This window comes from Acidithiobacillus sp. (assembly GCF_023256195.1).
In the GTDB taxonomy this organism is placed as follows: Bacteria; Pseudomonadota; Gammaproteobacteria; order Acidithiobacillales; family Acidithiobacillaceae; genus Acidithiobacillus_A.
The window spans coordinates 1-22,838 of sequence record NZ_JAGDWX010000028.1; the positions used below are offsets into that span (position 1 = coordinate 1).

Sequence of the window (22,838 nt, forward strand, 5' to 3'; positions counted from 1 at the left end):
AGATCTGGGCACCCGGCCAAGGACCAAACTCTGCCGGCCGCTGGGACAGTACGCGATCGGGACAAGTCACGGCCCATGCCGACGCGGAACTCAGCATCGTCCCCATCAGCAGCACCCCAGCAACACCACAGGATAAGCAGCGCATAATTCCCTCCTTGTGTGGACAAGAAGATAAAAGACTCGCGGTATTCAGGCAATCATGGGCGTGACTGCGGAGGGACGGAGTCCCAAGCATCCGTGATACGGCCGCCTCCACCCAAAAAATATACCGTTTGCTTGCCCGTGGTGCTCGATTTTGAGCAATGGACGAACAAGCGGAGCACCGTGGGGATTTTGAGTGTGCGGGCGATGTATCGCAACGGTTTTCCATAACACATTGATATTTATGACACATACTAATAGTAAGGGTCGGCGTTCGTCTGACCTGGTGTTGAACACTGGGTCTTGAGAAACATTGGGGTACGCTCATCCCATCCGCTTTGCCAGATCCTCAGCCCGCAAGTGGGTATACCGCTTCAACATCTGCAGGGTCTTGTGTCCAGTGATGGCCGACACTTCCATGGGGTTGAAGCCTTTCTCGAACAGCCGACTGGTGGCCTCATGGCGCAAGTCATGGAAGTGCAGATCTTTGATGCCGGCGCGCTCGCAGCATCGCGCAAAAACTTGCGTTACGGTATCCGCTTTCACATCCCATACCAGCCCATCCAAGCGTCTAGGCAGCGCAGCCAGAACAGCAACGGCAGCCGATGACAGCGGCACCCTGCGAGCATTGCCGTTTTTCGTGTCCGGCAACAGTGCCACCCTTCCGGCCAGATTCACGTTCTCCCAACGCAAACCGCAAATCTCAGCTCTGCGCATGGCCGTTTCGATGGCGAATTGCACAATGGAAAGTATGTCTGGGTTTTCATCTTGGCGGCATGCTTCCAGTAGTCTTGCCTCTTCATCGACGATCAGCCGCCTTTCGCGGCCTTGTGGGAGCTTTGGCTTGCGCACCGCTTCGACGGGATTGCTGATCGCTTCCATGCCCCACTCGGTGCGGGCAACCTTGAACAAATGACTCAGGACAGCGAGATGCAACCGGATGGTATTGCCGCTCTTGCCTTCCCCTTCCATATCCTTGATCGTCTCGGCCACGTCGCGACCGCGAATGGCGGACATAAATCGCTTCGCGATGGGACGTCGCAGCCACTGCCGTAGCCTGAGTTCTTCTGGGTGCCCATTCTTCTTCCCGGGGGTGACTTCGGCGAGGTATCTCTGAATACACTCCTCAAGCGTCGTGCTCTCGGACTCGGAGCGATCTCGCCAAAGACCGCGCTCCATCTCAGACTCTATGAGTCTTGCCCAGGCTTCCGCATCCCGCTTCCGACGAAACGTCTTGGTTTGCGTCGGATACCCGCGCTTCCGAACATGCACTTGATAGCCGATCACGTTCCCGTCTTGATCTTTTCTAGGGGTGATGGTCGCCATGCGATGCTCTCCTGATGCACTCCCGATGCACTGAATCAAGCCTTAAGTGCATCATGTTTGCATCATTTATTCAAGTGGCGATAACAAGAGGCTGGGCTATTTTTTTGCAATCCATTGTTTTATATGTGGTGCCCAGGGCCGGACTCGAACCGGCACGGCATAAGCCGAGGGATTTTAAGTCCCTTGCGTCTACCGATTTCGCCACCTGGGCGGTGCGGCCTGCGTCAGCGTGCGGGGTCTGTCTCGCCAAGATCGGCAGGACGCCGCGTACCGAGCGTTGCTGATGATGACAGACCGCAATCTCCTTTCCAAGAGTGGATGTTGCAGCACCCGGGATGGATCCTGCGCCCGCATACCTGCTTTATGGGGTGTTTGCGCGCTTCCGGCACGCTTGAGCGCGTACCAAGGTACGGTGATATCACTAGGGCTTCTGTAGTCCGTGGGAGTATCGTCATGTCTGTTATGTCGCGTATCGCTGAAAAAACCGGAGTCATCGGTGCGGTGGTGGGCAGCTTCAGTTGTGCTGCGTGCTTTCCCGCCGCGGCAAGTCTGGGCGCGGCCATTGGTCTGGGTTTCCTGAGTCAGTGGGAGGGGCTTTTCATGCATTGGCTCATTCCCCTTTTTGCTGCACTGGCCTTGCTGGCCAACCTTCTCGGCTGGTTCTCGCACCGCCGCTGGCAGCGTACCTTTCTCCTCTGCCTGGGCCCGAGCCTCGTGCTTCTGGGAGTTCTGGGTATGACTCAACATTTCCTGGTCCGGGATTGGTCGCGAGGGATCTTTTATGCAGGTCTGGTCCTGATGGTCGTGTTCTCCCTCTGGGATCTCTTCCGTCCTGCAAGTCCACGCTGTGCGACTGCGGCTTGCCAGGAGCCCAAGCCGTCGCACTGAAAGTTGTACCTGCCGCACTCTGTACTCCCGCCTCGTGCAAACCTGCGTCTACCTGCGGCCGGACCCTGCATCAGGAACGAGGCTGGGGTGCGGGAGTTTCATGTCTTGCCAAATCGTCCTCCCCATGGGGCGTATCCTCCTGCGCTGTCGGCTGCTGTCTGTCGTCCAAGGAGTGACAGAATTATTCCTTGTCTATCCATGGTTTATTTAAAAAAGGCCATCCAAGTGTAGTCAAAAGGTGACATCGGCTATGCCGAAGGTCCCGGAGATACTGATCCGTTGACTGCGCATGAATTGTGCTAATTGACTTGGTGCTGTTTCCAAATCCTAATGAGGAATTCCAAATGAAGACGCGCACTATCGCTACCGCCATCGGTTCTGCTGTGCTGTCCTTGACCTGCAGTTTGGCCATGGCTGCGACCCTTCCCGCTGCGGGCACGCTGCCACCACCGCCCTCTGGCGCCACGCCGCCGCCTCCAGGGCCCCTTTCTGGTGGACCCGCGCCCACGGCCGTGCCCCCGGCTCCTGGTGCAGCCCCGGCGCCCATGCCCTCCGGCTCTGGCAATTATGCGGCGACGCCCGCCACACCCAATGGTCCCGGCGTAGCCGCCACCCCCGCCACTCCCGGCAATCCCAACGCCTACAATCGGGTGATGGAACACCGTCGGGGTTATGATGATAATGCCGGCGAGATGCACGGGCACAGGGGGCACGGGCATGCCATGCGGCCCGCGGGAATGATGCGACCAGGGATGGGCCGACCGGAAATGGAGCGGCCAAATATGGAGCGGCCCAACATCGAACGGCCCAACATCGAACGGCCGGAGATTGAACGTCCCCACATCCAGATGCCGCACTTCCCGCACTAAGCGCGAGCGGGCAGGACCGAAGGGTGCGCAGAGGCACCCTTCCCGTTGACACCATCAATAATCAGGATAAACCCTCATGACCAATATTGGCATACGTGCGCTCGGTCTGGTCGCCGTCTTTGGGATATCGACCGTCGCCGCAGCAGAGGCCGCTCCGCAATTCACCATCGGTGATCTTCCGTCCTTCTACCAGGGCAGTTTCGGCACCGGCAGTACCCTCAATATTTTCTATAATGCGACCTACCTGCAGTACCAGCAGGATCGTCTGCGCCTGAAGCTGACTTTGCCGGAGCTTTCGGTTTCCGGTTTGCCGAACGGCGCGGTGCTGTCCGGAGGCAATGTGATCAGCCGGAAATCCGCGGCGACACAGACGCACAGCGCAAGCGGTATCGGTGATATTTGGCTGGCCGCACACTACACCGCGCTGCCTGCGCAGGGACTGATGCCGGCGATCGTGCCCTTCGCCAAGGTGAAGTTTGGCACGGCGTCGGCCTCGCAAGGATTGGGCACCGGCAAGAACGACTACGAACTGGGCCTGGGTCTGGACGAGACCATCGGTACACGCATTTTCCCTTTCGCGCACATTGCGTACCGCTTTGTTGGGAATCCGCCCGGAGACAATCTGCGTAATATCTGGACGTACGATCTGGGTTCGAGCTTTGCGCTGGACCATCGCAATATCCTCACCGGCATGTTTTCTGGAGCGCAGTCGGAACAGCCCGGCTACAGTGGTCCGGCGGACCTCATCGTGGCGTGGAATTACAATATCACGTCGGCGGGTACGGGGCTGCAGCTATTCGTCGACAAGGGGCTGAGTAACGGTAGTCCCGATTATGGCGTAGGCTTAGGTGGTCAAGTCGTTTTCTAAGGAGGGCCCAGATATGGCCAAACCGATACAGAAACTGTTGACGGTTGCCGTGGTCGCTAGTGCGTTGCTGCTGGGGTGGATGTCACCCGTTCAGGCGGACGACGACGATGGCGACGGCTTGAATTTTTCCTTAGGTTTCGGGGTTCCTGGACTGAACGCCGAGGTCAGCAATTACCCGCCGGTCTACTATGCGAGTCCCGGTTACTATTACGCACCGCCGCCACCGCCCCCACCTCCGCCACCTCCGGTGGTGGTCTATGGTCCGCCGGCGCCGGTGTATTATGCGCCTCCGCCGCCGCGCCGCGGGCCGCCGCCGTGGGCCGGTGTCTGGCGTCACTGACAGCCTGGGCGCAGGTCTTTCTACAGGACATTCGGCCCGCCGCAAGCCTGTAGCGGTGCCGGCTTTCGGGGCTGGCTTGCCGGCAATCCTTGGTCTTCGCGTCGTGCCAAGGATTAGAGCCTGGATTTTGGTGAACAGCCAGGCGCGTCGACCGCTTGCCCCGGTCGGGGGCAACGCGGTCTTTGCAACGGACTACACCCTCGCCACTATGCCTGATCAGGCTACTGGCTAACCACCAACAGGGCTGAGCCTCTGGTGTGAGCTCGATCCTTCCCAGTGAACGTATCTCTAGCCGTCTGCGCCGCCCGCTTGGAACTGCACGCCGGGCTTCGGACTCGCATCAGGGGCGCTGGCAAAGGAGTTTTCATCGCGGGTGGAGGGGATGTGTGGCGATCTCAGGGGCGGTAAAGGGCGCAGGGGGCATGGCGGAAGGACGCGGGGTATTCCCATGAAGGCGAGCGCAGCATCGGCGGAGTGCGTGATTGTTGGCGGTGGAGTGAGCGGTCTGTATGCGGCCCGCCTGCTGACCAAGCTGGGTATCGATTGGTGTCTGCTGGAGGGACGAAAAACCGCCGGCGGTCGGATACTATCCCCAGCGGCTCCTCAGGCCACCGCTAGCCATCGCTCCGTTCGGAGAGGAGGCTTCGATCTCGGGCCCTCCTGGTACTGGCCAGAATATCAGAGTGATTTGGCTCGCCTCGTGGAACATCTGCGGCTTGAGGCTTTTCCCCAGTTCGAGCTGGGCGATATGGTGGTGGAGCGAGCCGCGGCGGGGTCGCCGTCGCGCCTGCCCGGCTACCGTTCCGTGCCGCAATCCTGGCGCTTGGCGGGTGGCATGGGGGCATTGGTGGAAGGACTGCGAGGAGGCCTGGACGCTGAGCGCATCCATTTCGGGCAGGTGGTGCGCCGGCTGGAGATCCACGCCGGGCAGATTCTCCTGATCGCTCGGGACGAGAGGGGAGAGACGACGCTGTGGCAAGGAAACAAGGTTCTGCTGGCGCTGCCGCCGCGCCTTGCGGCCCAGAGTCTGGTCTTTGAACCTGCGCTGGCCGAGCCTCTGTTGAGCGACTGGTCTGCGGTACCGACTTGGATGGCGCCCCAGGCCAAATATCTGGCCGTCTACGAAAAACCCTTCTGGCGCGAGCAGGGTTTATCCGGAGAGGCCCGCAGTGCTCTTGGACCGCTGCAGGAGATCCACGATGCTTCCCTGCCAGATGGGCCTGCTGCTCTATTCGGTTTTTTGGGAATGTCCGCGCGGGATCGTCGTCGTTGGCCTGAGTCGGACCTGTTGGATGCCTGTCGTGAGCATCTGGGTCGCCTTTTTGGCGCCCCAGCGGCGGCACCTCTGGCACAGTTCTACAAGGATTGGGCGATGGACCCACTCACCGCCACCGCCACGGACGCGGATACGATCGCGGATCACGTGCCGGCGCCCAGTGCGGCACCCGATGTTGGTCCTTGGGCGGGGCGTATCCAGGGCATCGCAAGCGAATGGGCGAAGGAATATCCGGGCTACATTGCCGGTGCGCTGGAGAGCGCGACGGTCGGGGTTAGGTCGATCTCCAGGAGTTGAAATCGCGGCGATGGTTGGCGCCGGTGTTTCCACGTCAATGTCCCGGTGGGGCCCGTGATGCTGCTCTTGATCTGGCTCTATGTGCCGCAATCTGGGAGCGCGACGCCACGCCCCATCGACGGGTTGGGCTTTCTCCTCATGACCTCAGGATCGGGCGGCCTGCAGATGGTACTGAGCCCGGGTAGCCAGGACGACTGGTTCAGTTCCCATTTTATTGCGGGCACTAACCTGATGGCCTTGCTCGCTCTCACTTTCTTTGTCTGGTGCTGCTTCGAGATTTCCCACCCTATCGCCAAGTTGCGCTTGCTGAAAGACCGTGCGCTGGCTTTGGGGAGTGCCGGGATCGGCATTTTTGGCCTGGCCCTTTATGGGGTGATGGTCATCCTATCTATTTATCTGAAGATCACACGAGCTACGAGGCGGTGACGTCGGCTTATGTCATGGCACGTCAAGCTGTCGGAGCCATGATCTCTATGTGGATGTCGGGGCGACTGATCAACCGCGGGGCCGGTGCCCGGTGGATGGTTTTGCTCGGGATCCTTCTTGGGCTTTGGGCGTCCTGGTACACCACTCAGTATGATTTGGATGTCAGTCCCTGGTGGATCGTGTTTCCCGGGTTTGTTCGTGGCCTGGGACTGGGCCTGATTTTCCATTCCGATCTTCAATTAAATGTTTGGACGGTTTAATCCAACTCACCGTATCCCAAGCTGAGGATGCCGGTGACCTTTATGGTTGGGGCAATGGCATCCATATTGCTTTACAGGATTGCTCGACGATCCTTTCATATTCTGGGGAAATACATGAACTTTAGAATATTCGCACTGTATGTTTTGCTCTCTTTGAGTTTCACGACCGGGATCAGTCAGGCGACCACCCTGTCGGACGCGCAGGCTTTAGCCGGACTGCATTCGGCGAAAGCCGTGTTTCTCGTCAACGTAAAGAACCCCGATGCTGTCGATCATCTGATCAACGTGATCGGCCTCACTCGTCATCAGCTCCTCCAGCAGAAAGTCACTCCGCACTTTATCGTTGTCTTCGTTGGCCCAGACGTCGCCTTCCTGACCAAGAACCGAAGGGGGATTCCGTATACCGATGAACGCGCCGTTGCCGGCATTCAGCGTGAGATTGCCAAACTGGCAAAGGACGGTGTCCAGTTCCAGGCTTGTGGCGTCGCTTTGCACGGTATGGACGTGCATCCATCCATGCTTATATCGGCAGTTCGACCGGTGGAAAGCGGATTTATATCGGTCATCGCCTATCAGGAAAAAGGATATGCCCTCGTCCCGGTGTACTGACGCTGCCAAAGCAGGCCAGCCTTTGCAGCCGGGCGCTAGGTTGGCGACCTGTCTGCCCGGTCTGCCGGGGTCTTCCCGACTTCGGTCAACTTGCTCCGGGTATACTTTTCAGAGCGGAGATGACTGCCGCGTCGATATGTTCTGCGGTGGGTGTGGCTGGAGCATTATGGGTATAGGCGGTCCGTTCAGGGTAGACGATGGTCGTCGTCCCGTTTCTACCGAATACGGTAAGACCCAATGGGCAAACGGCCGCCGATTGCCACTCGCTATTCAATAACTGACTGAAGAACATGGGGTTGCAGAAGACAAAAGCTCGTACATCGGTAAACTTACCCTGGTTGAGATTGGGAATATGCAGCTCGCCTTCCTTCGCCTCGAGTCGTTTCAATACGTCCAGATCCATTACCACCTTGAAGTGATGGGTAGCGAGTGCGTGTTTCAGCTCAGGCAGAACGTGGCTGATGGGTGCTTTGATCGTTTCTACGTACAGGTTGCCAGCAACAGCAGCGGGGACTGTGGCTATGGCGGCGATGATACCTGCAAGAATCTTTACAAGACCTTTCATTGTTATTCCTCCAGAAAATAAGTAACCGATAATACAATTAGGATCTATTGTTCCACTTCGGGCATCGGCCCGGTATTCATTGTGCCATTTGGGTCCTGCCTGAAGATGAACACTCGGCTTTTTCAGATGGCACGAATGATGCTCACACGAATGCAGATCAAACACAAGACCAAAGGGGTGATAATATGAAGGCCTCCGTTTCTGCAAAACGGTGTATTATGATTATGGCTGTGGGTGTGGCTGGTATGCACCTAACTCCGGTGACCGCTGCCAACTGGTTCAAGCTACAGGACACCAACGAAAAAAAAGTCCCTTTGATATCTGGTTTTATCGAGCCCGACGTGTTTGCGATGGCGGGCACGCCAGTAGAAATATACAATCCGGTCCTGAAAAGATACATCTCGGCTGTACCACATGTGAATCTGGTGGGTCCCAACTTCTCACAAAGCACGACCGGTATCATCCAGCGCGCACGGCTGATGATTCGGGGGTGGATCAATCCACAGATCTCCTATTTTTTTGCCGGTGAATTTGGAAACAATGCCGCCACCAATGTGCGTGGACGCTATCTTCCGCAGTTGCAGGATGCGCGATTCACCTTCAGTGGTTACATACCTGGCGCTCGGATCGAGCTCGGAATCATCCGTGCTCCCAGCGCCGAAGACGCGATGAACGGCTACATGAGCTATAATTACGTTGTTTTTCCGACGGTTATCAATCAGCTCATGTTGCAGCCATTCTATGCAGCGCGGCCGTCGACCCTCTATGTCACCGGCCCAAGTGGTTCGGTGCTCATTCCCTCCACCGAGGCGTTGGGGGTGAACGCCTTTCGCTATCCGGGCATTCAACTCTTCGACTGGAAGAACTGGGGACACTGGCAGATTGCGTACGCCGCCATGGTCGGCATGTATGGCAGTGTTGCGGCCGGTAACCTTTCCAACAGTCCTTTGTACGCGGCCAGATTGCAGGGCTCATACATCTTCGGCGGACACGGTCCATTTCGAAGTGATGTCACCGCGTGGATCTGGTATCAAAATGCGCAGCCAGACTATCTGGGGCATGCCTATACCATGCAACGGGAGGGCGTGGGGTTCCAGTATCTGCAGGGGTACATGCATCCCTGGGGCCGACGCCTGAAATTTGAGTATATGCGTGGGAATGGCTGGATTTCGGCGCCGGCGGCGTTCAGCCAGGCTCCGGGACTACAGCCCGCCCTTTATAACAATCAGCTATATACAAATATCAATAACTCGGCGTATGGGTACTACGTCGAGGGTGGATTGTTCCTGACAAAGCGGATTGAGGCCGATGTTCGCTACGATTACTATAATCGTCTTCCCAATTTGCAAGCCGTCGGCCAAGAGCGGATATTCAAGACCTTGGCGCTTGCTCTGCAGTATCATTTCACGCCCGTCACCAAATTGATGGCGGGATATTATTTCCGCACAGTACAGGCTCCGGGATTGGCACCAAACACCCCGGGTGCAGCGGTGAGTGCTGCTACCGATAATGAGTTTGCCATGCAGGCGATGATCAGTTTTTAACCAAAGGAGGTCAACCAGATGAAACAACTGTGGGAACAAGCTCTGAGAAGTCTGCTGCTGGGCACGATGCTTATGGTCTTTGGAACGGGGGCGGTGCTCGCTGATGTATCGATGCTGCAGGATTTTCATTTCGACCATCCGACGTTCCAGCATGATCACCCCTTCGCCAGTCGCAAGCTCGTGGTTCAGGTTAGCCAAGATAACCCGGCGCGCTGGGATCTGGTGCTGAATACGACGCAGAATATATTGAATTATTTTGGTCAGGAAAAGGTGCAGGTCGTCATAGTGGCTTTCGGTCCGGGTCTCAAATTTCTTCTAGCCAACAGCCCTGTGAAACAACGGATTGCGGCTTTGAACGCGGAAGGCGTCGAGTTCGACGCGTGTCACAACACAATGCTGCAGTTCCAGAAGAAGCTTGGGCACATGCCGGAGCTGGTTCCGTCCGCGGTCGTTGTTCCGGCTGGGATCGTTCGAATCATGCAATTGGAGAGCCATGGTTTCGATTATGTAAAGCCCTGATCCAAAGCTCTGACCAGATCCACTGGTGGTGTGGGAGCATCGAAAAATAATCCTGTCCCTTCCCCATCACCGCTACGGCGAGTTTTCACAATACCGAGAGGCTGATTGTATGAAAAATACCGATTCCAGGCTTGCCAGATACATTGATAGGTACGATGCTGGTCGGTTTGCATGGGCTGAGAATAGGATTTCGGTGCACAGAAGGTGCGCCTGTGTCTTACTCGGGGCGTCGATCCTCGCGCTCTGGGGTGCAGCGGCGAGGGCGGAAAGTACCGGGACACCGCAGCAGTGGACCACCTACGCGCTGCAGTCGTCTCACAATGCCTACTACCCATCGAACTTTCCGGCAGAATCGTGGAGCTTCTCAGTGCCAGGTGCAAAGGGGATCGATCGGAAAGTGGTGCGTAGCACCACTACCATTCGGGATCTGGTAGGCTTTCCTATTGGTGTGTCTGTGGTCGACGGTGTCGTATATGCTCCAAACGATGACGGCCATCTGTACGCTCTCAGGGCGACCAACGGTGCACTTTTGTGGTCAAGCAATGCCTATAACCAGCTTATGACGACTCCTATTGTGGTGGCCGTTGGCAACCAGAAAATGGTCTATGTGGGTGCGGGAAACTCGGTTTTTTCTTACAGTCAGGCGAAGAGATTTGGTGTGGCTGGAGCGCGTGTCATTCGCGGTACGGACGTTTCGGCAATCGAGGCATTCGATGCCAAAAACGGCGAGCTCCGGTGGGTGTATCATACCAAGGGTGAGGATATGCCTACGCCGGTCTACATCGACGGGAAAATAATCTTTGGAAATGGCGATGGACATATCTATGCGCTGTCCGCTGACAGCGGAACACTGTTATGGAAAAGCGACATTAGATCGTTCGTGAGTATGTCCTCGGCAACGCCGGCGGATGATGGTAAGGTGGTGGTCATGGGTGGTACGCACCCCAGTGCGATCTATGGGGTCAGCAGCACGACCGGAAAAATATTGTGGAAAGTACACCCGCGTGACATATTTTCGAGCAGCGGCGGTGACGGTACCTGGGCGGCGCAGGGGCGAGTCGTGGTTGGCCAAATTGAGGTTCATCATCACCGTCAGGCAGCGGGTACGTCCGCGTCGGAAGAGCTTGCCATCGATGCCGAGAATGGGCATGTGATCTGGTCGAAAGAGCTCGGTTCGGGAAAGACGCCGCCGCGCAACAAGGATGCGGTACCAACCATTGCGGACGGAGTCATATATACGGGCAGTCCGGTAACCCACGAAGAATATGCCATCGATGTAGGGTCCGGGGACATTCTCTGGCGCACACATCTGGCGGCGGGAATGAAATCGGCGCCGGTGGTGGTAGGCGGTCACGTCATCCAAGCCCTGGGGAACGGCGATATCTATGCCCTGGATAGGAAGACGGGCGCCACCGAACACGTCTATCACAATCGTTGCGGAGGCTTCGGTCCACAGAATGGCGTGGTCATCGGAAACACCTACTTCATCGGTTCCAACGCCGGTTGTATGGAGGCGATACCCGTGCCCGATATCTTGGGTGCGGCGGCAGGGTAGACGCTGCGGGAGTCCCCTGGGCGCCGGACCTGGGACTCCGGGGCGGTGCGTGAGAGGTTGTGCGATTCAGGACGGAAGGTGGTTGCCTGTCCCTATCAGGCCGTCCCACGCCTGCTGTGCGCGTAAGCCCAGACGCTGGGTCCAGGAACCCGGGCCCTGGGCATGTACGGCCAATACGCGTCCGCGGCGCGCAGCCTCTTGGATCACGGCGTCGCTGGTGGCCAGCCGGTCGACGAGGCCGAGCTCCTTGGCGCGGATGCCGAGCCAGGCTTCGCCCGTCGCCACTCGTTCAAGGTCGAGCTGCGGTCGATATTCGGCTACGAAGTGTCGGAACAGACTGTGGATGTCCTCCAACTCCTCCCGCAATTTCTGCCGACCGGCATCGGTATTTTCACCGAACAGGGTCACGGTGCGCTTGTATTTGCCAGCGGTGAACTGCTCGAAGTCGATGTGGCGTTCGCGTAACCAGCGATGGAAGTTGGGGATCTGCGCGACCACTCCGATGGAGCCCACCAGAGCGAAGGGGCTGGCGACGATCTCGTGGGCGGTGACCGCCATGAGATAGCCGCCGCTGGCAGCGACCTGATCCACCAGCACGATGAGCTGCAGTTGCGCCTCGCGCAGGCGCAGGAGCTGAGCAGCGGCGAGGCCGTAAGCGTTGACCATGCCGCCCCCGCTGTCCAGGCGCACCAGGACACGATCGCCCGGTCGAGCGGCATCGAGGATGGCGCTGACCTCATCTCGCAGGTTGGTGACAGCGGAGGCGCGTAGGTCGCCCTTAAAATCCAAGACAAAAGTGCAGTCACCCATATCCGCCGCTTCTTCTTTTTCGCGGCGTTTGCGCGCCTTGGCGGCGGCCTTGGCCGAAGCCTTGTCCAGTCGATGCTGCTCGACAAGGACGCCATTGCGGCGATACTGGGCGCGCAGGTCCGTCACCTGAATCCTCGGCCCGCGTTGCCGGGCTCCTTTACGACTCAGATAGATCACTCCGCCCGCAAGTATCAGTAGAGCAAGCACGACGGTGGCCGTTTTTGCCAGAAAGAGCAGGTAGTGGGTCAACATGGAGTCCTCGCGAATTCAGGGATGCTTGGTGTGCGGCCGAATGCCGGATATCGCCGGAGCGCTTGCTTGAAAGCTGGCAGGGTAGGGTCTACCATCGAAACCATAGCAAGGAGGTTGCGAGAGTCCATGCTGCACGTCAAGTTCTTTGCCAGCATCCGCGAGCGGGTGGGTCGCTCCCAGATGGAGCTGCCGTGGGCGGAGGGCATGTCGGTGGCCGCCGCCCTGCAGGCGGTGGAAGCGTCCTCGGGAGTGGCACTGCGTGGGCAGCACTTGCTGGCGGCCCGCAATCACGAGCACGTGACCTTTGACGAGCCTCTGGCCGATGGCGATGAGCTGGCCTTCTTTCCGCCCGTGACGGGTGGTTGAATGCAGGTTCGGGTACAAGAGGAAGACTTCGATCCCGCCGAAGTGTTGGCGGAGAAGCTCCCCAGCGCCTGTGGTGCCGTGGTCAGTTTCGTGGGTACCGTGCGGGATTATAGCGATGCAAGCGATATCCTGGCGCTGGAAATCGAGCATTATCCAGGCATGACGGAGCGCGAGCTGCGGCGCGTGCAGGAAGAGGCGGCGCGTCGCTTCGATATTCTCGACAGCCTGATCGTCCATCGCTATGGCAATCTGGGTCCCAGTGAGCGCATCGTCCTGGTGGCCGTCTGGTCGAGTCATCGCGCTGCGGCCTTCGACGCCTGCCGCTTCCTCATCGACGTTCTCAAGACCTCGGCGCCCTTCTGGAAGAAGGAAATCACCCCCGCCGGTGCGCGTTGGGTGACGGACTGCCCCGGCTGCCGGGCCGGAACCCGTCACGGCCACGTTCATCCCGATGTGTTACAGGAGTCTTGAAAGGTGCCCAGTTTCGATGTCGTCTCGGAAATCGACCTCCAGGAAGTGGACAATGCCGTGAATACCACACGCAAGGAAATCGGCACACGCTACGATTTCAAGGGCAGCAAGGCCAGTATCGAGCGCAAGGACCACGAACTCCTGCTGCTGGCGGAAGACGAGTACAAACTCGGGCAGATGCTGGACCTGCTGGCGGCCCGTCTGGTCAAACGGGGCGTGGATCTGAAGGCGCTGGACTATGGACCAGTGGAGACGGTGGGTGGTGGTCTGGAGCGACAGGTGATCCGTCTCAAGGCGGGCATTGCGGCCGAGGTGGGCAAACGCATGATCAAGCATCTCAAGGATGGCAAGTTCAAAGCCCAAGCCAGTATCCAGGGCGAACAGCTACGCGTCAGCGGCAAGAGTCGGGACGAGCTGCAGGCAGCCATCGCCGCCCTGCGCAGCGAGGATTTCGGTCAACCGCTGCAATTCACCAACTTTCGCGACTGAGCGTGGACGGTAGCAGCCAGAGTATTCGCCGTTTCCTGCGCGCGCACTATCAAGGCGCTGTCGCCACTCTGTCCGCCAGCGATGGATTGCCCTACGCGTCGGTGGTGCACTATGCCTGCGATCAGCAGGGACGCCCTTGGTTTCTCTTCTCGGATCTGGCGGTGCATAGCCACGATCTGGCGCGGGATGCGCGCGCCTCGCTACTGGTGTGGGAGGCGGGGCCAGATCTCATGGCCCTGCCGCGCGCGACCTTCCTTGGGCGGGTCTGCCGTGCCGATCCCGATCCGGCTCTGGAAGGGCGGCTGATGACCCTGCTGCCGGGTGCCGAATCTTATCTCGATATGCCCGACTTTCACTTTTATCGTCTGGAGTGTGCGCGGGTACGCTGGATCGGTGGTTTCGGAGCCATGGGCTGGCTCCACAGTGAAGTCGATTTCCTCCTGCCGGTCCCACGCGAGCTGGAGTTGCAGGAGGCCGCAGCCGTTACCCACATGAATGCCGACCACGCCGACGCCCTGGCGGATTACTGGCGCATGGCCTCAGGATCTGAGCCCGCGGCACCGGTACGGCTCCTGGCTCTGGATCCGGAGGGTATGGATCTGGCCTGCGGGGTCGATCGTCTGCGCCTGGATTTTCCGGCCCCCGTTACCACGCCCCTGCAGTGGCGTGAGCAGCTGGTGGCCATGGCTCGGCGAGCGCGCAGTCCCAGCGTATGACGGCGCCGGCGCGGGTCACGCCGCTGCATGCCTGGCACCTGGCCCAGGGAGCGCGCATGGTGGACTTCGCGGGCTGGGAGCTGCCGTTGCACTATGGCTCCCAGCTCGCCGAGCACACCGCTGTGCGCGAGGCCGCCGGTCTTTTCGATGTGTCGCACATGCGGCCGATGGACGTTTCGGGTCCCTTGGCTCGGGAATTTCTCCGCTACGCCCTGGCCAACGACCTTGCCCGGCTCGATGCTCATACAGGCAGAGCCTTGTACACGACCATGGTGCAGGAGGATGGCGGCATTCTCGACGATCTCATTGTCACGCATCGCGGGGTGGAGCAGTACCGCCTGGTCCTCAATGCCGCCCGCGCCGAGGCGGACACCGAGCACTTGCGTCACCTTGCCCGCCAGTGGGCCGCCGCGGGAGATTCCCGCCTCGCCTTTCGTGAACGCCCCGATCTTGGCATCTTGGCCTGCCAAGGACCTGCAGCGGGCGAGAAGCTGGCGGCCGTGCTCGATCTTCCCGAACTCTTGGAGTGCAAAGCTTTCCGCACGCTGGAGCGCGATGGGCTCTTTCTCTCTCGTACCGGATATACCGGCGAGGATGGCTTCGAGATCATCGCTCCCGGCGCCAGGCTCCGGGATCTTGCCGATGCCCTGCTGGCCGCGGGGGTACAGCCGGCAGGACTTGCCGCTCGGGACAGTTTGCGCCTCGAAGCCGGACTGAACCTCTACGGACAGGACATGACCGTGGCCGACAGTCCGGCGCGCAGCAATCTGGACTGGACGGTCGATCTGCGGGATGAGACACGGGTTTTCGTGGGACGGGCGGCGCTTGCCGCCGAGCGTGCGGCGGGACCGACTCAGTGTCTGCGCGGACTCCTCCTCGAGGACGGCATCGCCCGCACCGGCGGCGTGGTCAGCAGTCCGCAGGGAGTTCGTCTGGGGCAGGTTACCAGCGGCCTCTTTGCGCCAACGCTGCGGCGCGGCATTGCGCTGGCGCGTCTGACGGCTGCGACGCCCATCGGCGCCAAGGTATTCGTTTCCATTCGCGGACGAGACCATGCCGCGGTGGTCGTCCAACCTCCTTTCTGGCGGCGCGGCCGCCCCTGTCACGACATCGAGGAGCTGCTATCGTGAGCACCATTCCCGAGCATCTGCGTTATAGCACCACCCACGAGTGGGTGGAGGATCTGGGTTCCGGACGGTATCGCGTCGGCATCACCGACCACGCTCAGGAGCTCTTGGGGGATCTGGTCTATGTGGAATTGCCGGAGCCCGGTCGTGGCGTCCAGTCCGGCGTGACCTGCGGGGTCCTGGAATCCGTCAAGGCGGCTTCCGATCTCATTGCGCCGCTTACGGGGGTGGTGGCGGAGCGTAACGAAGCCTTGGGCGAGCATCCGGAGTGGCTCAACGAGGATCCCTACGGCCGTGCCTGGCTTCTGGTGTTGGAGGCAGTTCCTGCGGCCACCGCCGAGTTGCTGGATGCGGCGGCTTATGGGCGTCTCATAGAGGGCCAGTAAGTGCCCTACATCCCTCACGACGAGGAAGAGACGGCGGCGATGCTGGCCGCCATCGGTGTGGACCGTATCGATGCCCTCTTCGATGAGATCCCCCAGCACCTGCAGACCTTCCCCCAGGGCGTGCCCGAGGGGCTCTCGGAGATGGCCCTGGCGCGAGAATTCGAGGAACGGGCGGCGGCCCAACCGTCGCTGCGCTCTTTTGCCGGAGCGGGCGCCTACGCCCACCATATTCCGGCCGTCGTGCCAGAGCTCATCGGTCGCGGAGAGTTCTACTCGGCCTACACGCCCTATCAGGCGGAGGCCAGCCAGGGAACTCTCCAAGTGATTTTCGAGTTTCAGACCTACATCGCCCGTCTGACCGGGATGGAGGTCGCCAACGCCTCCCTCTACGACGGTGCCAGTGCGCTTTTTGAGGCCTGTCTCATGGCCTTGCGTCTGCGCCCGCAGCAGCGCAGTATCCTGGTGCCCAGGTATCTCTTGCCCCATTGGCGGGAAGTGCTGGATAGCCTGTTACCCCTACAGGATGTCCGCTGTATCGAGTTGGATGCCGATCCGCAGCGGGGTACCGTGCGCCTGCCGGCCCAGGCTCCGGCCGACGCCGCCGCTCTCATCATCCCGCAGATCAACGCGCTGGGCCTCCTGGAGGATGTCGATGCCCTGCAGCGCTGGGCCACGGACCAAGGTTTGCTCAGTATCGCCGTGGTCCAGCCTCTGAGTCTTGCTCTATTGCGGGAGCCTGGGGGTTGGGGTGAGAGTGGCGCCGATATCGTCGTTGGCGAGGCGCAGGCATTGGGGATTCCCCTCAATGGGGGCGGACCCTACTGCGGTCTTTTCGCCTGTCGTCGGGACATGGTCCGGCAGATGCCGGGTCGCCTGGTGGCCAGGACCCGGGACGCGGCCGGAAGGGTCGGCTATTGCCTGACCTTGCAGGCACGCGAGCAGCACATCCGCCGCGGTCAGGCCACCAGCAATGTCTGCACCAATCAGGGCCTGATGGTGACGGCGGCAACCATTGCACTGGCCAGTCTCGGTGCGCATGGACTGCGGGAAGCCGCCGTCCGGAGCCACCGCCAGGCTCGTAGCCTGCTTGCGGCACTCTTGGATCTCAAAGCGGTGCGGCGCCCCTGGGATGGTCCTTTCTTCAACGAATTCGTGGTGCGCTTCCCCATATCCGCCGTGCAGCTGCGCGATGCCCTCCTTGCGGATGGCATCCTCGCCGGAGTGCCTCTGGCCGAGCTCGGTCTGGGGGAGGACGGCGATCTGCTCATCGCCGTTACCGAGAGGGTGAGCGACGAAGATATCGACGACTACCGCGCGGCCGTGGGCCGTATCCTGGAGCAGTGAGCCGTGGAAAGTATTTTCGATCTGGATCATCATCGCGAGCCGGTGACGGCGGATCTCGATATCCCCGCCGCCTTGTGCCGACAGCATCCTTTGGACCTGCCCAATCCCAGTGAGTTGGAGGTTCTGCGCCACTACACCCAACTCAGTCAGCGCAATTTTGCCATCGACACGCATTTTTATCCGCTGGGCTCCTGCACCATGAAATACAACCCGCGGATAGCCCATCGGTTGGCGAACCTGCCCGGTTTTGCCGACATCCATCCGGCGACGCCGGCGCAGGCACAACAAGGTTTGCTGCACCTGCTCTGGGATCTGCAGAACGGCTTGGCGGAGCTCACCCAGATGGCCGCCGTCAGCCTCACGCCGGCGGCGGGTGCGCAGGGCGAACTGGCCGGTGTGGCCATGATCCGCGCCTATCACCACGCGCGGGGCGATTTTCAGCGCCGGCGTATGCTCATCCCCAGTGCTGCCCACGGTACCAATCCTGCCAGTGCGCGAATGGCGGGCTTCACGGTGACCGAGCTGCCCACCCGTGCCGACGGCGATCTGGAGCTTGCGGCGCTGGAGCGGGAGCTCGGTCCCGATGTGGCCGGGATCATGCTCACCAATCCGTCTACCTTGGGCGTCTTTGAGCGCCAGATCGAGACCATCGCCGAACGGGTACACCAGGCCGGCGCGCTACTCTACTACGACGGCGCCAATTTCAATGCCATCCTCGGGCGGGTGGCGCCGGGCCGCATGGGCTTCGACGTCATGCACCTCAATTTGCACAAGACCTTCGCCACGCCCCACGGCGGCGGCGGACCGGGCTCCGGGGCTGTGGCCGCCGCCGCCCACCTGGAGCCCTTTCTGCCATTGCCCCGCGTCCAGCGCGAGCAAGACGGCCGTTGGCGCTGGCTCGGCCGCGCCGATCGTCCCCAGAGCATCGGCCGTCTCAATGCCTACGCCGGTCAGATCGGGGTTTTGCTGCGGGCTCAGGCCTACCTGCGACGTCTGGGTCGTGCTGGTGTCAAGCGGGTTTCCAGCTACGCTGTCCTCAATGCCAATTATCTGTTGAAGGAGCTGCAACGCGTGGGCTATCGGGCGGCCTTCCCGCAGCGGCGCGCCAGCCACGAGTTTCTGCTCACGGTGGAAGATCTCCACCGGCAGACGGGCGTGCGGGCCTTGGACGTGGCCAAGCGGTTACTGGATTTCGGCATCTACGCCCCCACCATCTATTTCCCGCAGCTCGTCCCCGAATGCCTCCTCATAGAGCCGACGGAGACGGAAAGCAAGGCGACTCTGGACCGTTTCGTTGCCGTCATGGCGCAGATCCGACAAGAGGCCCTGGAGCAGCCGGAGCTGCTGAAGGGGGCTCCCCAGCGCTTGAAGCTGGGGCGTCTGGATGAAGCCTGGGCGGCACGCCACCTGCAGCTGGTTCAGGAACGATGATGCCCAGCTCAACGGTATCGAATCTCCCCGAGACACTCCTACAGCAGCTGGCCACTGCGGTCCTCGACAAGGATCGTGCCCTGCGCCTGGTGATTGCGGCCCTGTTGGGGGAGGGTCACGTACTCCTGGAGGATCTTCCGGGGGTGGGCAAGACGACCCTGGCGCTGGCACTGTCCCGTTCCCTTGGTCTCGACTTCGTGCGCGTGCAGATGACCTCGGATCTTCTTCCCGGTGACATTCTGGGGGGGACCGTTTTCGATCCCAACGCCCGGCAGTTCGTGTTCCGTCCCGGACCGATTTTTCATTCCGTGATCCTGGTAGACGAAATCAACCGCGCCTCGCCGCGAGCACAATCGGCGCTGCTGGAGGCCATGGCCGAGGGGCAGGTGTCTCTGGATGGCCAAACCTATTCGCTGCCCGATCCTTTCTTCGTCATCGCAACCCAGAATCCCATGGAACATCAGGGCGTTTTCCCACTCCCTGAAAGCCAGTTGGATCGCTTCAGCGTGATTCTGTCCCTGGGTTACCCATCCGCCGCCGCCGAAGCCCGTCTGTTGGCGGGGGAGCTGACCCCCGTCGAGGCCTTGGCGCCGGTGGTAGATGTCGCTACCGTGAAGGCGTGGCGACAGTCGGTGGCGCAGGTGTTCCTGAGCGCGGAGATCCGCCAGATGCTGCTGGATCTTGCCCATCGCAGTCGCGCCGACGGGCGTATTCGTCTCGGGCTCTCGCCCCGGGGGCTGCTGGCCTTGCGGCGCATGGCGCAATCCTGGGCCTTTCTGGCCGGGCGCGATTTCATCGAGCCGGGCGATCTGCGCGCCGTGACCGTGCCGGTACTCGCCCATCGCCTCTTGCTTCGGGAGCCAGGATCCTCGGCACAGATGGCTGCTGCCCTGATGCAGGAGTGCTGGGGTTTCGGGCCGTGAACTCCGCGCGGCGCGAGGTGCGCCTGTCGCGCGCTGGCAAGGTTTTCGTCGCTTTTACCCTGGCGATCGGTTTCGCCGCCGTCAATACCGGCAACAACATCCTGTTTCTGCTGGTTTCTCTGATGCTCGCCATCATGATCCTCTCGGGCATGGCGGCTATGGTCAATCTCTGGCGCATCGAGCTGCACATGCCCGCCGGACAGCTCCTCAGCGCCCATCAGCCTGCGGCCCTGCAGATCGAGCTGCGCAACGAGCGTTCTTGGGGGGCCTGGCTTCTCGAGCTGCAGATGGGCTCGGCGCGGGCTCGTTGGCCTTATCTGAGAGCAGGGGATACCGTACGCATATCCCTGCCCTGGACCGCCCAGGAGCGGGGCCAGCCGCCCTTGCCGGAGCTACTGCTGGGTTCTTCCTTTCCCTTCGCCTTCGTTTGGCGCGGTCGCTATCGTGCCATCCCCAGGGCCGATTGGCCCTGGGTTGCCCCGGCCCCCGGCCGCTGGGAGGCCCTGGCGCAGGCGGACAACGCCGAGGGCGCCAGGCTCGATCCGGGTGCCGGTGGTCAGGGCGATCTCCTCTATCTGCGCCCCCGCGAAGAGCGCGAACCACTTCAGCGCGTCCTCTGGCGACGCAGCGTATGGCAGGATCCGACGTCGGGTCTGGGGCCCTACCTGCCGGTGGTGGAGCGGGAGCGGGATGGAGACGAGGAACTTTGGATCCTCGACTGGGACGCGCTCGCACTGGCCGCTCTGAATAGGGAAGAGCGCTTGCAGGTCCTGCGTGCGGGCCTAGACCTGGCGGTGGCGCAAGGGCGACCTTGGAGCCTGCGACTGCCGGGTTTTGCCATGAACGGCCGTGGGTCGCTGGGGCAGCTGCGTGCCCTGGAAGCGCTGGCGCGGCAGCGGCCCTGGCCCGAGTATCCACCGGCTGAGCGCCGACAAGGAGTCTCGCGCTGGTCACGGTCGGCGGCGTGGTGGCGGGGTACGCGTGCGTCCTGACCCGCAGGGGTGGGTCACCCCGATACTGGTGGCGGGCATCGCCCTCGTGCTGTTTCTGGCCATTGGCAACGATGCTCTGCAGTGGCCGCTGCTGCTGTGGCTGCCGGCAACACTCTGGAGCCTTTGGGCGGGCCCTCGCGACCGGACTTTTCCGCTGTCCGGGCGTCTGCGCTTCCTTGCTCTGCTGTCGCTGATGCTGATGGCGGTGGCGGTGGCCGGTCTCGGCAACTGGCTGACCATGGCCAGCCAGATCCTGATCCTCGCCTTGAGCTTCAAGGCCTTGGAGCTACGGCAGCTGCGCGACGTCTATCAGGTGTCGGCGCTGGCTCTGCTGGGTCTGGGGATTGCCGCCTGGCTGCGAGTGGACCTCGCCCTCGGGTTCTATCTGCTGCTGGAGGTGCTGCTCGTGCCCCTGGCCTTGCTCTGGCAGGGCTACTGGGATGCCCGACGTGAGCAGGGCGCGCTTCCGGCGTGCCGCGGCTGGGATGGTCTGGCAGCCCTGCGCCGACTGATCCTCTTCGATCTCGGCTTTGTGTTACTGCTCCTGCCGCTGGTGGTGCTGTTTTTTCTGCTCCTCCCGCGCACGCCCACACCGCTGTGGCACTGGGGAGCGGCGGCAGGCACGGCGGTGTCGGGTTTTCAGGCGAAGCTCGACCCCAGTGACATTCGTCAACTCAGCCTGGATCCGGCCGTTGCCTTTCGCGCCCGTATCCAAGGGACGCTTCCACGCCCCGATGAGCTCTACTGGCAAGGCGCCATTCTCTGGCGGGACGACGGCGGCGCCAACTGGAGTCGCGGACTGCCACCGGCCGCGGACTTCCCTCAGGCACAGCGTGCGGACGCCCATGGAGATGGCGCCTCCTGGCGCGAAACGGTGTTGCTGAGCCCGGGAGCACACGAGTTTCTCTTCAGTCTGGGGCAGATGCAGGCGGTGCAGAGTTCGCGTCCGGTGGAGCGCCTGCCCGACGGCACTTGGCGCCTGCGTGAGCCCAGCCAAGAGCCGCTGCGCTACACCGCATTGGCGAACCCCGCCGGGGAGTTCTCTCCTCTGCCGGCAAGCTTGCGCGCGGCGGCCCTGCAACTGCCGGCCAAGATCGATCCGCAGGTGGCCGATCTGGCACGGCGACTGCGCGGGGGAGACTCGCAGGCCAGTGTCGCCAATATCCTGCACTGGTTTGCGAGTTCCGGGTTTCGCTACAGCCTCAAGACCCCGGCCGCTTATCCCAGGGGACAGAGCCTCAGCGATTTTCTGCTGCGGACCCACGAAGGTTATTGCGAGTACTACGCCGCCGGACTCGCGCTCCTGTTACGTCTGGATGGTGTGCCGGCGCGCGTGGTGGTGGGCTATCGGGGCGGTGAGTTCAATCCCGTGGGCGGTTTCTACGTGGTACGGCAGAGCATGGCACACGCTTGGGTACAGGCCTGGCTGCCGGGGCGGGGCTGGGTACGCCTGGATGCGACGCCCGCAGCGCCGGGCAGCACAACCACGGATTCGGCTGCGGCGGGTCAGGGCGCGGTGCTGTCCGGTGGCGCCGGCCTGTGGAATTGGCTGCAGTGGCAGTGGCTCAACTGGGTGATTCAGCTGACGCCTGCCAAGCAGCGCAGTCTCTGGTCTGCCGGGGGGAGTATGCTGCAGAACCTCGGCCATTGGCAGGGTCCCAGGCTGCCGAGGGTGCAGACGCTCTGGCAGCATGGGACCCATCTTGGCCTGCTGGCCGGAGGGCTGCTGGCGGTTGGGGGTATTCTGCTTCTGCGCATCCTGCGCAGGCGTACTGGGGGTGGTGAAGTCGAGCTCTGGCAGCGGCGTGCGCGGCGGCGCCTCCAACGAGCAGGTCTCGGGGATTCCCGACCCGGTACGGAATTCGCCGCTCTGGCGCGAGCCGATATCCCGCAAGAAGACCGGCGCAGGCTGGCAGATCTCATCCGTCGGCAGCGTTACGGACCGCGCGCCGATCGCGCCGGAGACGAGGCTCTGAAGCGGGGATTGCGCGCCATCCGGCGCCGGCGTGGCCTGGGCATGGGCCGGAACTGATCCCAGATCAAGGGGT

At 61.3% G+C, this 22,838-nt stretch carries 24 protein-coding genes and 1 tRNA gene; 21 read left to right on the forward strand and 4 right to left on the reverse strand.

Annotated elements, in window-relative coordinates:
- Window positions 1-465: 465 nt before the first annotated feature.
- Both Q0C23_RS06970 and Q0C23_RS06975 read right to left on the reverse strand, forming a co-directional pair.
- A complete protein-coding gene (locus tag Q0C23_RS06970; RefSeq protein ID WP_291511649.1) occupies window positions 466-1,467 on the reverse strand; it encodes a site-specific integrase in 1,002 nt (333 codons plus the stop codon).
- Between the two features lie 126 nt (window positions 1,468-1,593).
- Window positions 1,594-1,678: transfer RNA gene (locus Q0C23_RS06975), tRNA-Leu, on the reverse strand.
- A gap of 242 nt (window positions 1,679-1,920) precedes the next feature.
- On the opposite strand from Q0C23_RS06975, the gene merC reads away from it, so the two are divergent.
- The 7 genes from merC to Q0C23_RS07010 all read left to right on the forward strand — a co-directional run bounded on the left by merC (window position 1,921) and on the right by Q0C23_RS07010 (window position 7,300).
- Window positions 1,921-2,355, forward strand: a complete 435-nt coding sequence (gene merC / locus Q0C23_RS06980) for an organomercurial transporter MerC (protein ID WP_291511650.1) — start codon at window positions 1,921-1,923, stop codon at window positions 2,353-2,355.
- Between the two features lie 344 nt (window positions 2,356-2,699).
- Window positions 2,700-3,224 carry a hypothetical protein gene (locus Q0C23_RS06985; RefSeq protein ID WP_291511651.1) on the forward strand — a complete coding sequence of 175 codons (525 nt, stop codon included), beginning with the start codon at window positions 2,700-2,702 and terminating at the stop codon, window positions 3,222-3,224.
- Between the two features lie 76 nt (window positions 3,225-3,300).
- A complete protein-coding gene (locus Q0C23_RS06990) occupies window positions 3,301-4,092 on the forward strand; it encodes a hypothetical protein (protein ID WP_291511652.1) in 792 nt (263 codons plus the stop codon).
- A 13-nt stretch (window positions 4,093-4,105) separates the two neighbouring features.
- On the forward strand, window positions 4,106-4,432 hold the full coding sequence (locus Q0C23_RS06995; protein ID WP_291511653.1) for a hypothetical protein: 327 nt from the start codon (window positions 4,106-4,108) through the stop codon (window positions 4,430-4,432).
- A gap of 448 nt (window positions 4,433-4,880) precedes the next feature.
- Complete coding sequence (locus Q0C23_RS07000; protein ID WP_291511654.1) at window positions 4,881-6,005, forward strand: FAD-dependent oxidoreductase; 1,125 nt, start codon at window positions 4,881-4,883, stop codon at window positions 6,003-6,005.
- Between the two features lie 54 nt (window positions 6,006-6,059).
- The gene (locus Q0C23_RS07005) at window positions 6,060-6,431 is read left to right on the forward strand and encodes a hypothetical protein (RefSeq protein WP_291511655.1); all 372 of its coding nucleotides are present in this window, start codon (window positions 6,060-6,062) and stop codon (window positions 6,429-6,431) included.
- Between the two features lie 374 nt (window positions 6,432-6,805).
- Entirely contained in the window at window positions 6,806-7,300 is a 495-nt protein-coding gene (locus Q0C23_RS07010; RefSeq protein WP_291511656.1) for a DsrE family protein, read from the forward strand.
- Window positions 7,301-7,385: 85 nt separating this feature from the next.
- Here Q0C23_RS07010 and Q0C23_RS07015 read toward each other — a convergent pair whose 3' ends face one another.
- Window positions 7,386-7,865, reverse strand: coding sequence for a DUF302 domain-containing protein (locus tag Q0C23_RS07015; protein ID WP_291511657.1), 480 nt, complete (start codon window positions 7,863-7,865; stop codon window positions 7,386-7,388).
- A 185-nt stretch (window positions 7,866-8,050) separates the two neighbouring features.
- On the opposite strand from Q0C23_RS07015, the gene Q0C23_RS07020 reads away from it, so the two are divergent.
- The 3 genes from Q0C23_RS07020 to Q0C23_RS07030 all read left to right on the forward strand — a co-directional run bounded on the left by Q0C23_RS07020 (window position 8,051) and on the right by Q0C23_RS07030 (window position 11,483).
- Window positions 8,051-9,409 (forward strand): porin, encoded by a 1,359-nt coding sequence (locus tag Q0C23_RS07020; RefSeq protein WP_291511658.1) that lies wholly within the window; start codon window positions 8,051-8,053, stop codon window positions 9,407-9,409.
- Between the two features lie 18 nt (window positions 9,410-9,427).
- Window positions 9,428-9,928, forward strand: a complete 501-nt coding sequence (locus Q0C23_RS07025; RefSeq protein WP_291511659.1) for a DsrE family protein — start codon at window positions 9,428-9,430, stop codon at window positions 9,926-9,928.
- A 109-nt stretch (window positions 9,929-10,037) separates the two neighbouring features.
- Window positions 10,038-11,483 carry a PQQ-binding-like beta-propeller repeat protein gene (locus tag Q0C23_RS07030; protein ID WP_291511660.1) on the forward strand — a complete coding sequence of 482 codons (1,446 nt, stop codon included), beginning with the start codon at window positions 10,038-10,040 and terminating at the stop codon, window positions 11,481-11,483.
- A 66-nt stretch (window positions 11,484-11,549) separates the two neighbouring features.
- Here the strand turns inward: Q0C23_RS07030 and sohB are convergent, their stop codons facing one another.
- Window positions 11,550-12,545, reverse strand: coding sequence for a protease SohB (gene sohB / locus Q0C23_RS07035; protein WP_291511661.1), 996 nt, complete (start codon window positions 12,543-12,545; stop codon window positions 11,550-11,552).
- 126 nt (window positions 12,546-12,671) lie between these two features.
- On the opposite strand from sohB, the gene Q0C23_RS07040 reads away from it, so the two are divergent.
- The 11 genes from Q0C23_RS07040 to Q0C23_RS07090 are packed head-to-tail and all read left to right on the forward strand — an operon-like array spanning window position 12,672 to window position 22,822.
- A complete protein-coding gene (locus Q0C23_RS07040; RefSeq protein ID WP_291511662.1) occupies window positions 12,672-12,911 on the forward strand; it encodes a MoaD/ThiS family protein in 240 nt (79 codons plus the stop codon).
- Window positions 12,912-13,382, forward strand: coding sequence for a molybdenum cofactor biosynthesis protein MoaE (locus tag Q0C23_RS07045; protein ID WP_291511663.1), 471 nt, complete (start codon window positions 12,912-12,914; stop codon window positions 13,380-13,382).
- A gap of 3 nt (window positions 13,383-13,385) precedes the next feature.
- Entirely contained in the window at window positions 13,386-13,871 is a 486-nt protein-coding gene (locus Q0C23_RS07050; RefSeq protein WP_291511664.1) for a YajQ family cyclic di-GMP-binding protein, read from the forward strand.
- Between the two features lie 2 nt (window positions 13,872-13,873).
- On the forward strand, window positions 13,874-14,587 hold the full coding sequence (locus Q0C23_RS07055; protein ID WP_291511665.1) for a DUF2470 domain-containing protein: 714 nt from the start codon (window positions 13,874-13,876) through the stop codon (window positions 14,585-14,587).
- A complete protein-coding gene (gene gcvT / locus Q0C23_RS07060) occupies window positions 14,584-15,717 on the forward strand; it encodes a glycine cleavage system aminomethyltransferase GcvT (protein ID WP_291511666.1) in 1,134 nt (377 codons plus the stop codon). Before Q0C23_RS07055 ends, gcvT begins: the two co-directional genes overlap by 4 nt.
- Window positions 15,714-16,100 carry a glycine cleavage system protein GcvH gene (gcvH, locus tag Q0C23_RS07065; RefSeq protein ID WP_291511667.1) on the forward strand — a complete coding sequence of 129 codons (387 nt, stop codon included), beginning with the start codon at window positions 15,714-15,716 and terminating at the stop codon, window positions 16,098-16,100. Before gcvT ends, gcvH begins: the two co-directional genes overlap by 4 nt.
- Window positions 16,101-17,444: an aminomethyl-transferring glycine dehydrogenase subunit GcvPA gene (gene gcvPA / locus Q0C23_RS07070; protein WP_291511668.1), complete on the forward strand. Its 1,344-nt coding sequence runs from the start codon at window positions 16,101-16,103 to the stop codon at window positions 17,442-17,444.
- A gap of 3 nt (window positions 17,445-17,447) precedes the next feature.
- Window positions 17,448-18,875, forward strand: coding sequence for an aminomethyl-transferring glycine dehydrogenase subunit GcvPB (gene gcvPB, locus Q0C23_RS07075; protein WP_291511669.1), 1,428 nt, complete (start codon window positions 17,448-17,450; stop codon window positions 18,873-18,875).
- Window positions 18,875-19,798 (forward strand): MoxR family ATPase, encoded by a 924-nt coding sequence (locus Q0C23_RS07080; RefSeq protein WP_291511670.1) that lies wholly within the window; start codon window positions 18,875-18,877, stop codon window positions 19,796-19,798. Before gcvPB ends, Q0C23_RS07080 begins: the two co-directional genes overlap by 1 nt.
- Complete coding sequence (locus Q0C23_RS07085; RefSeq protein WP_291511671.1) at window positions 19,795-20,790, forward strand: hypothetical protein; 996 nt, start codon at window positions 19,795-19,797, stop codon at window positions 20,788-20,790. The genes Q0C23_RS07080 and Q0C23_RS07085 overlap by 4 nt, the downstream gene beginning before the upstream one ends.
- Window positions 20,780-22,822 (forward strand): transglutaminaseTgpA domain-containing protein, encoded by a 2,043-nt coding sequence (locus Q0C23_RS07090; RefSeq protein WP_291511672.1) that lies wholly within the window; start codon window positions 20,780-20,782, stop codon window positions 22,820-22,822. The genes Q0C23_RS07085 and Q0C23_RS07090 overlap by 11 nt, the downstream gene beginning before the upstream one ends.
- Window positions 22,823-22,838: the final 16 nt, after the last annotated feature.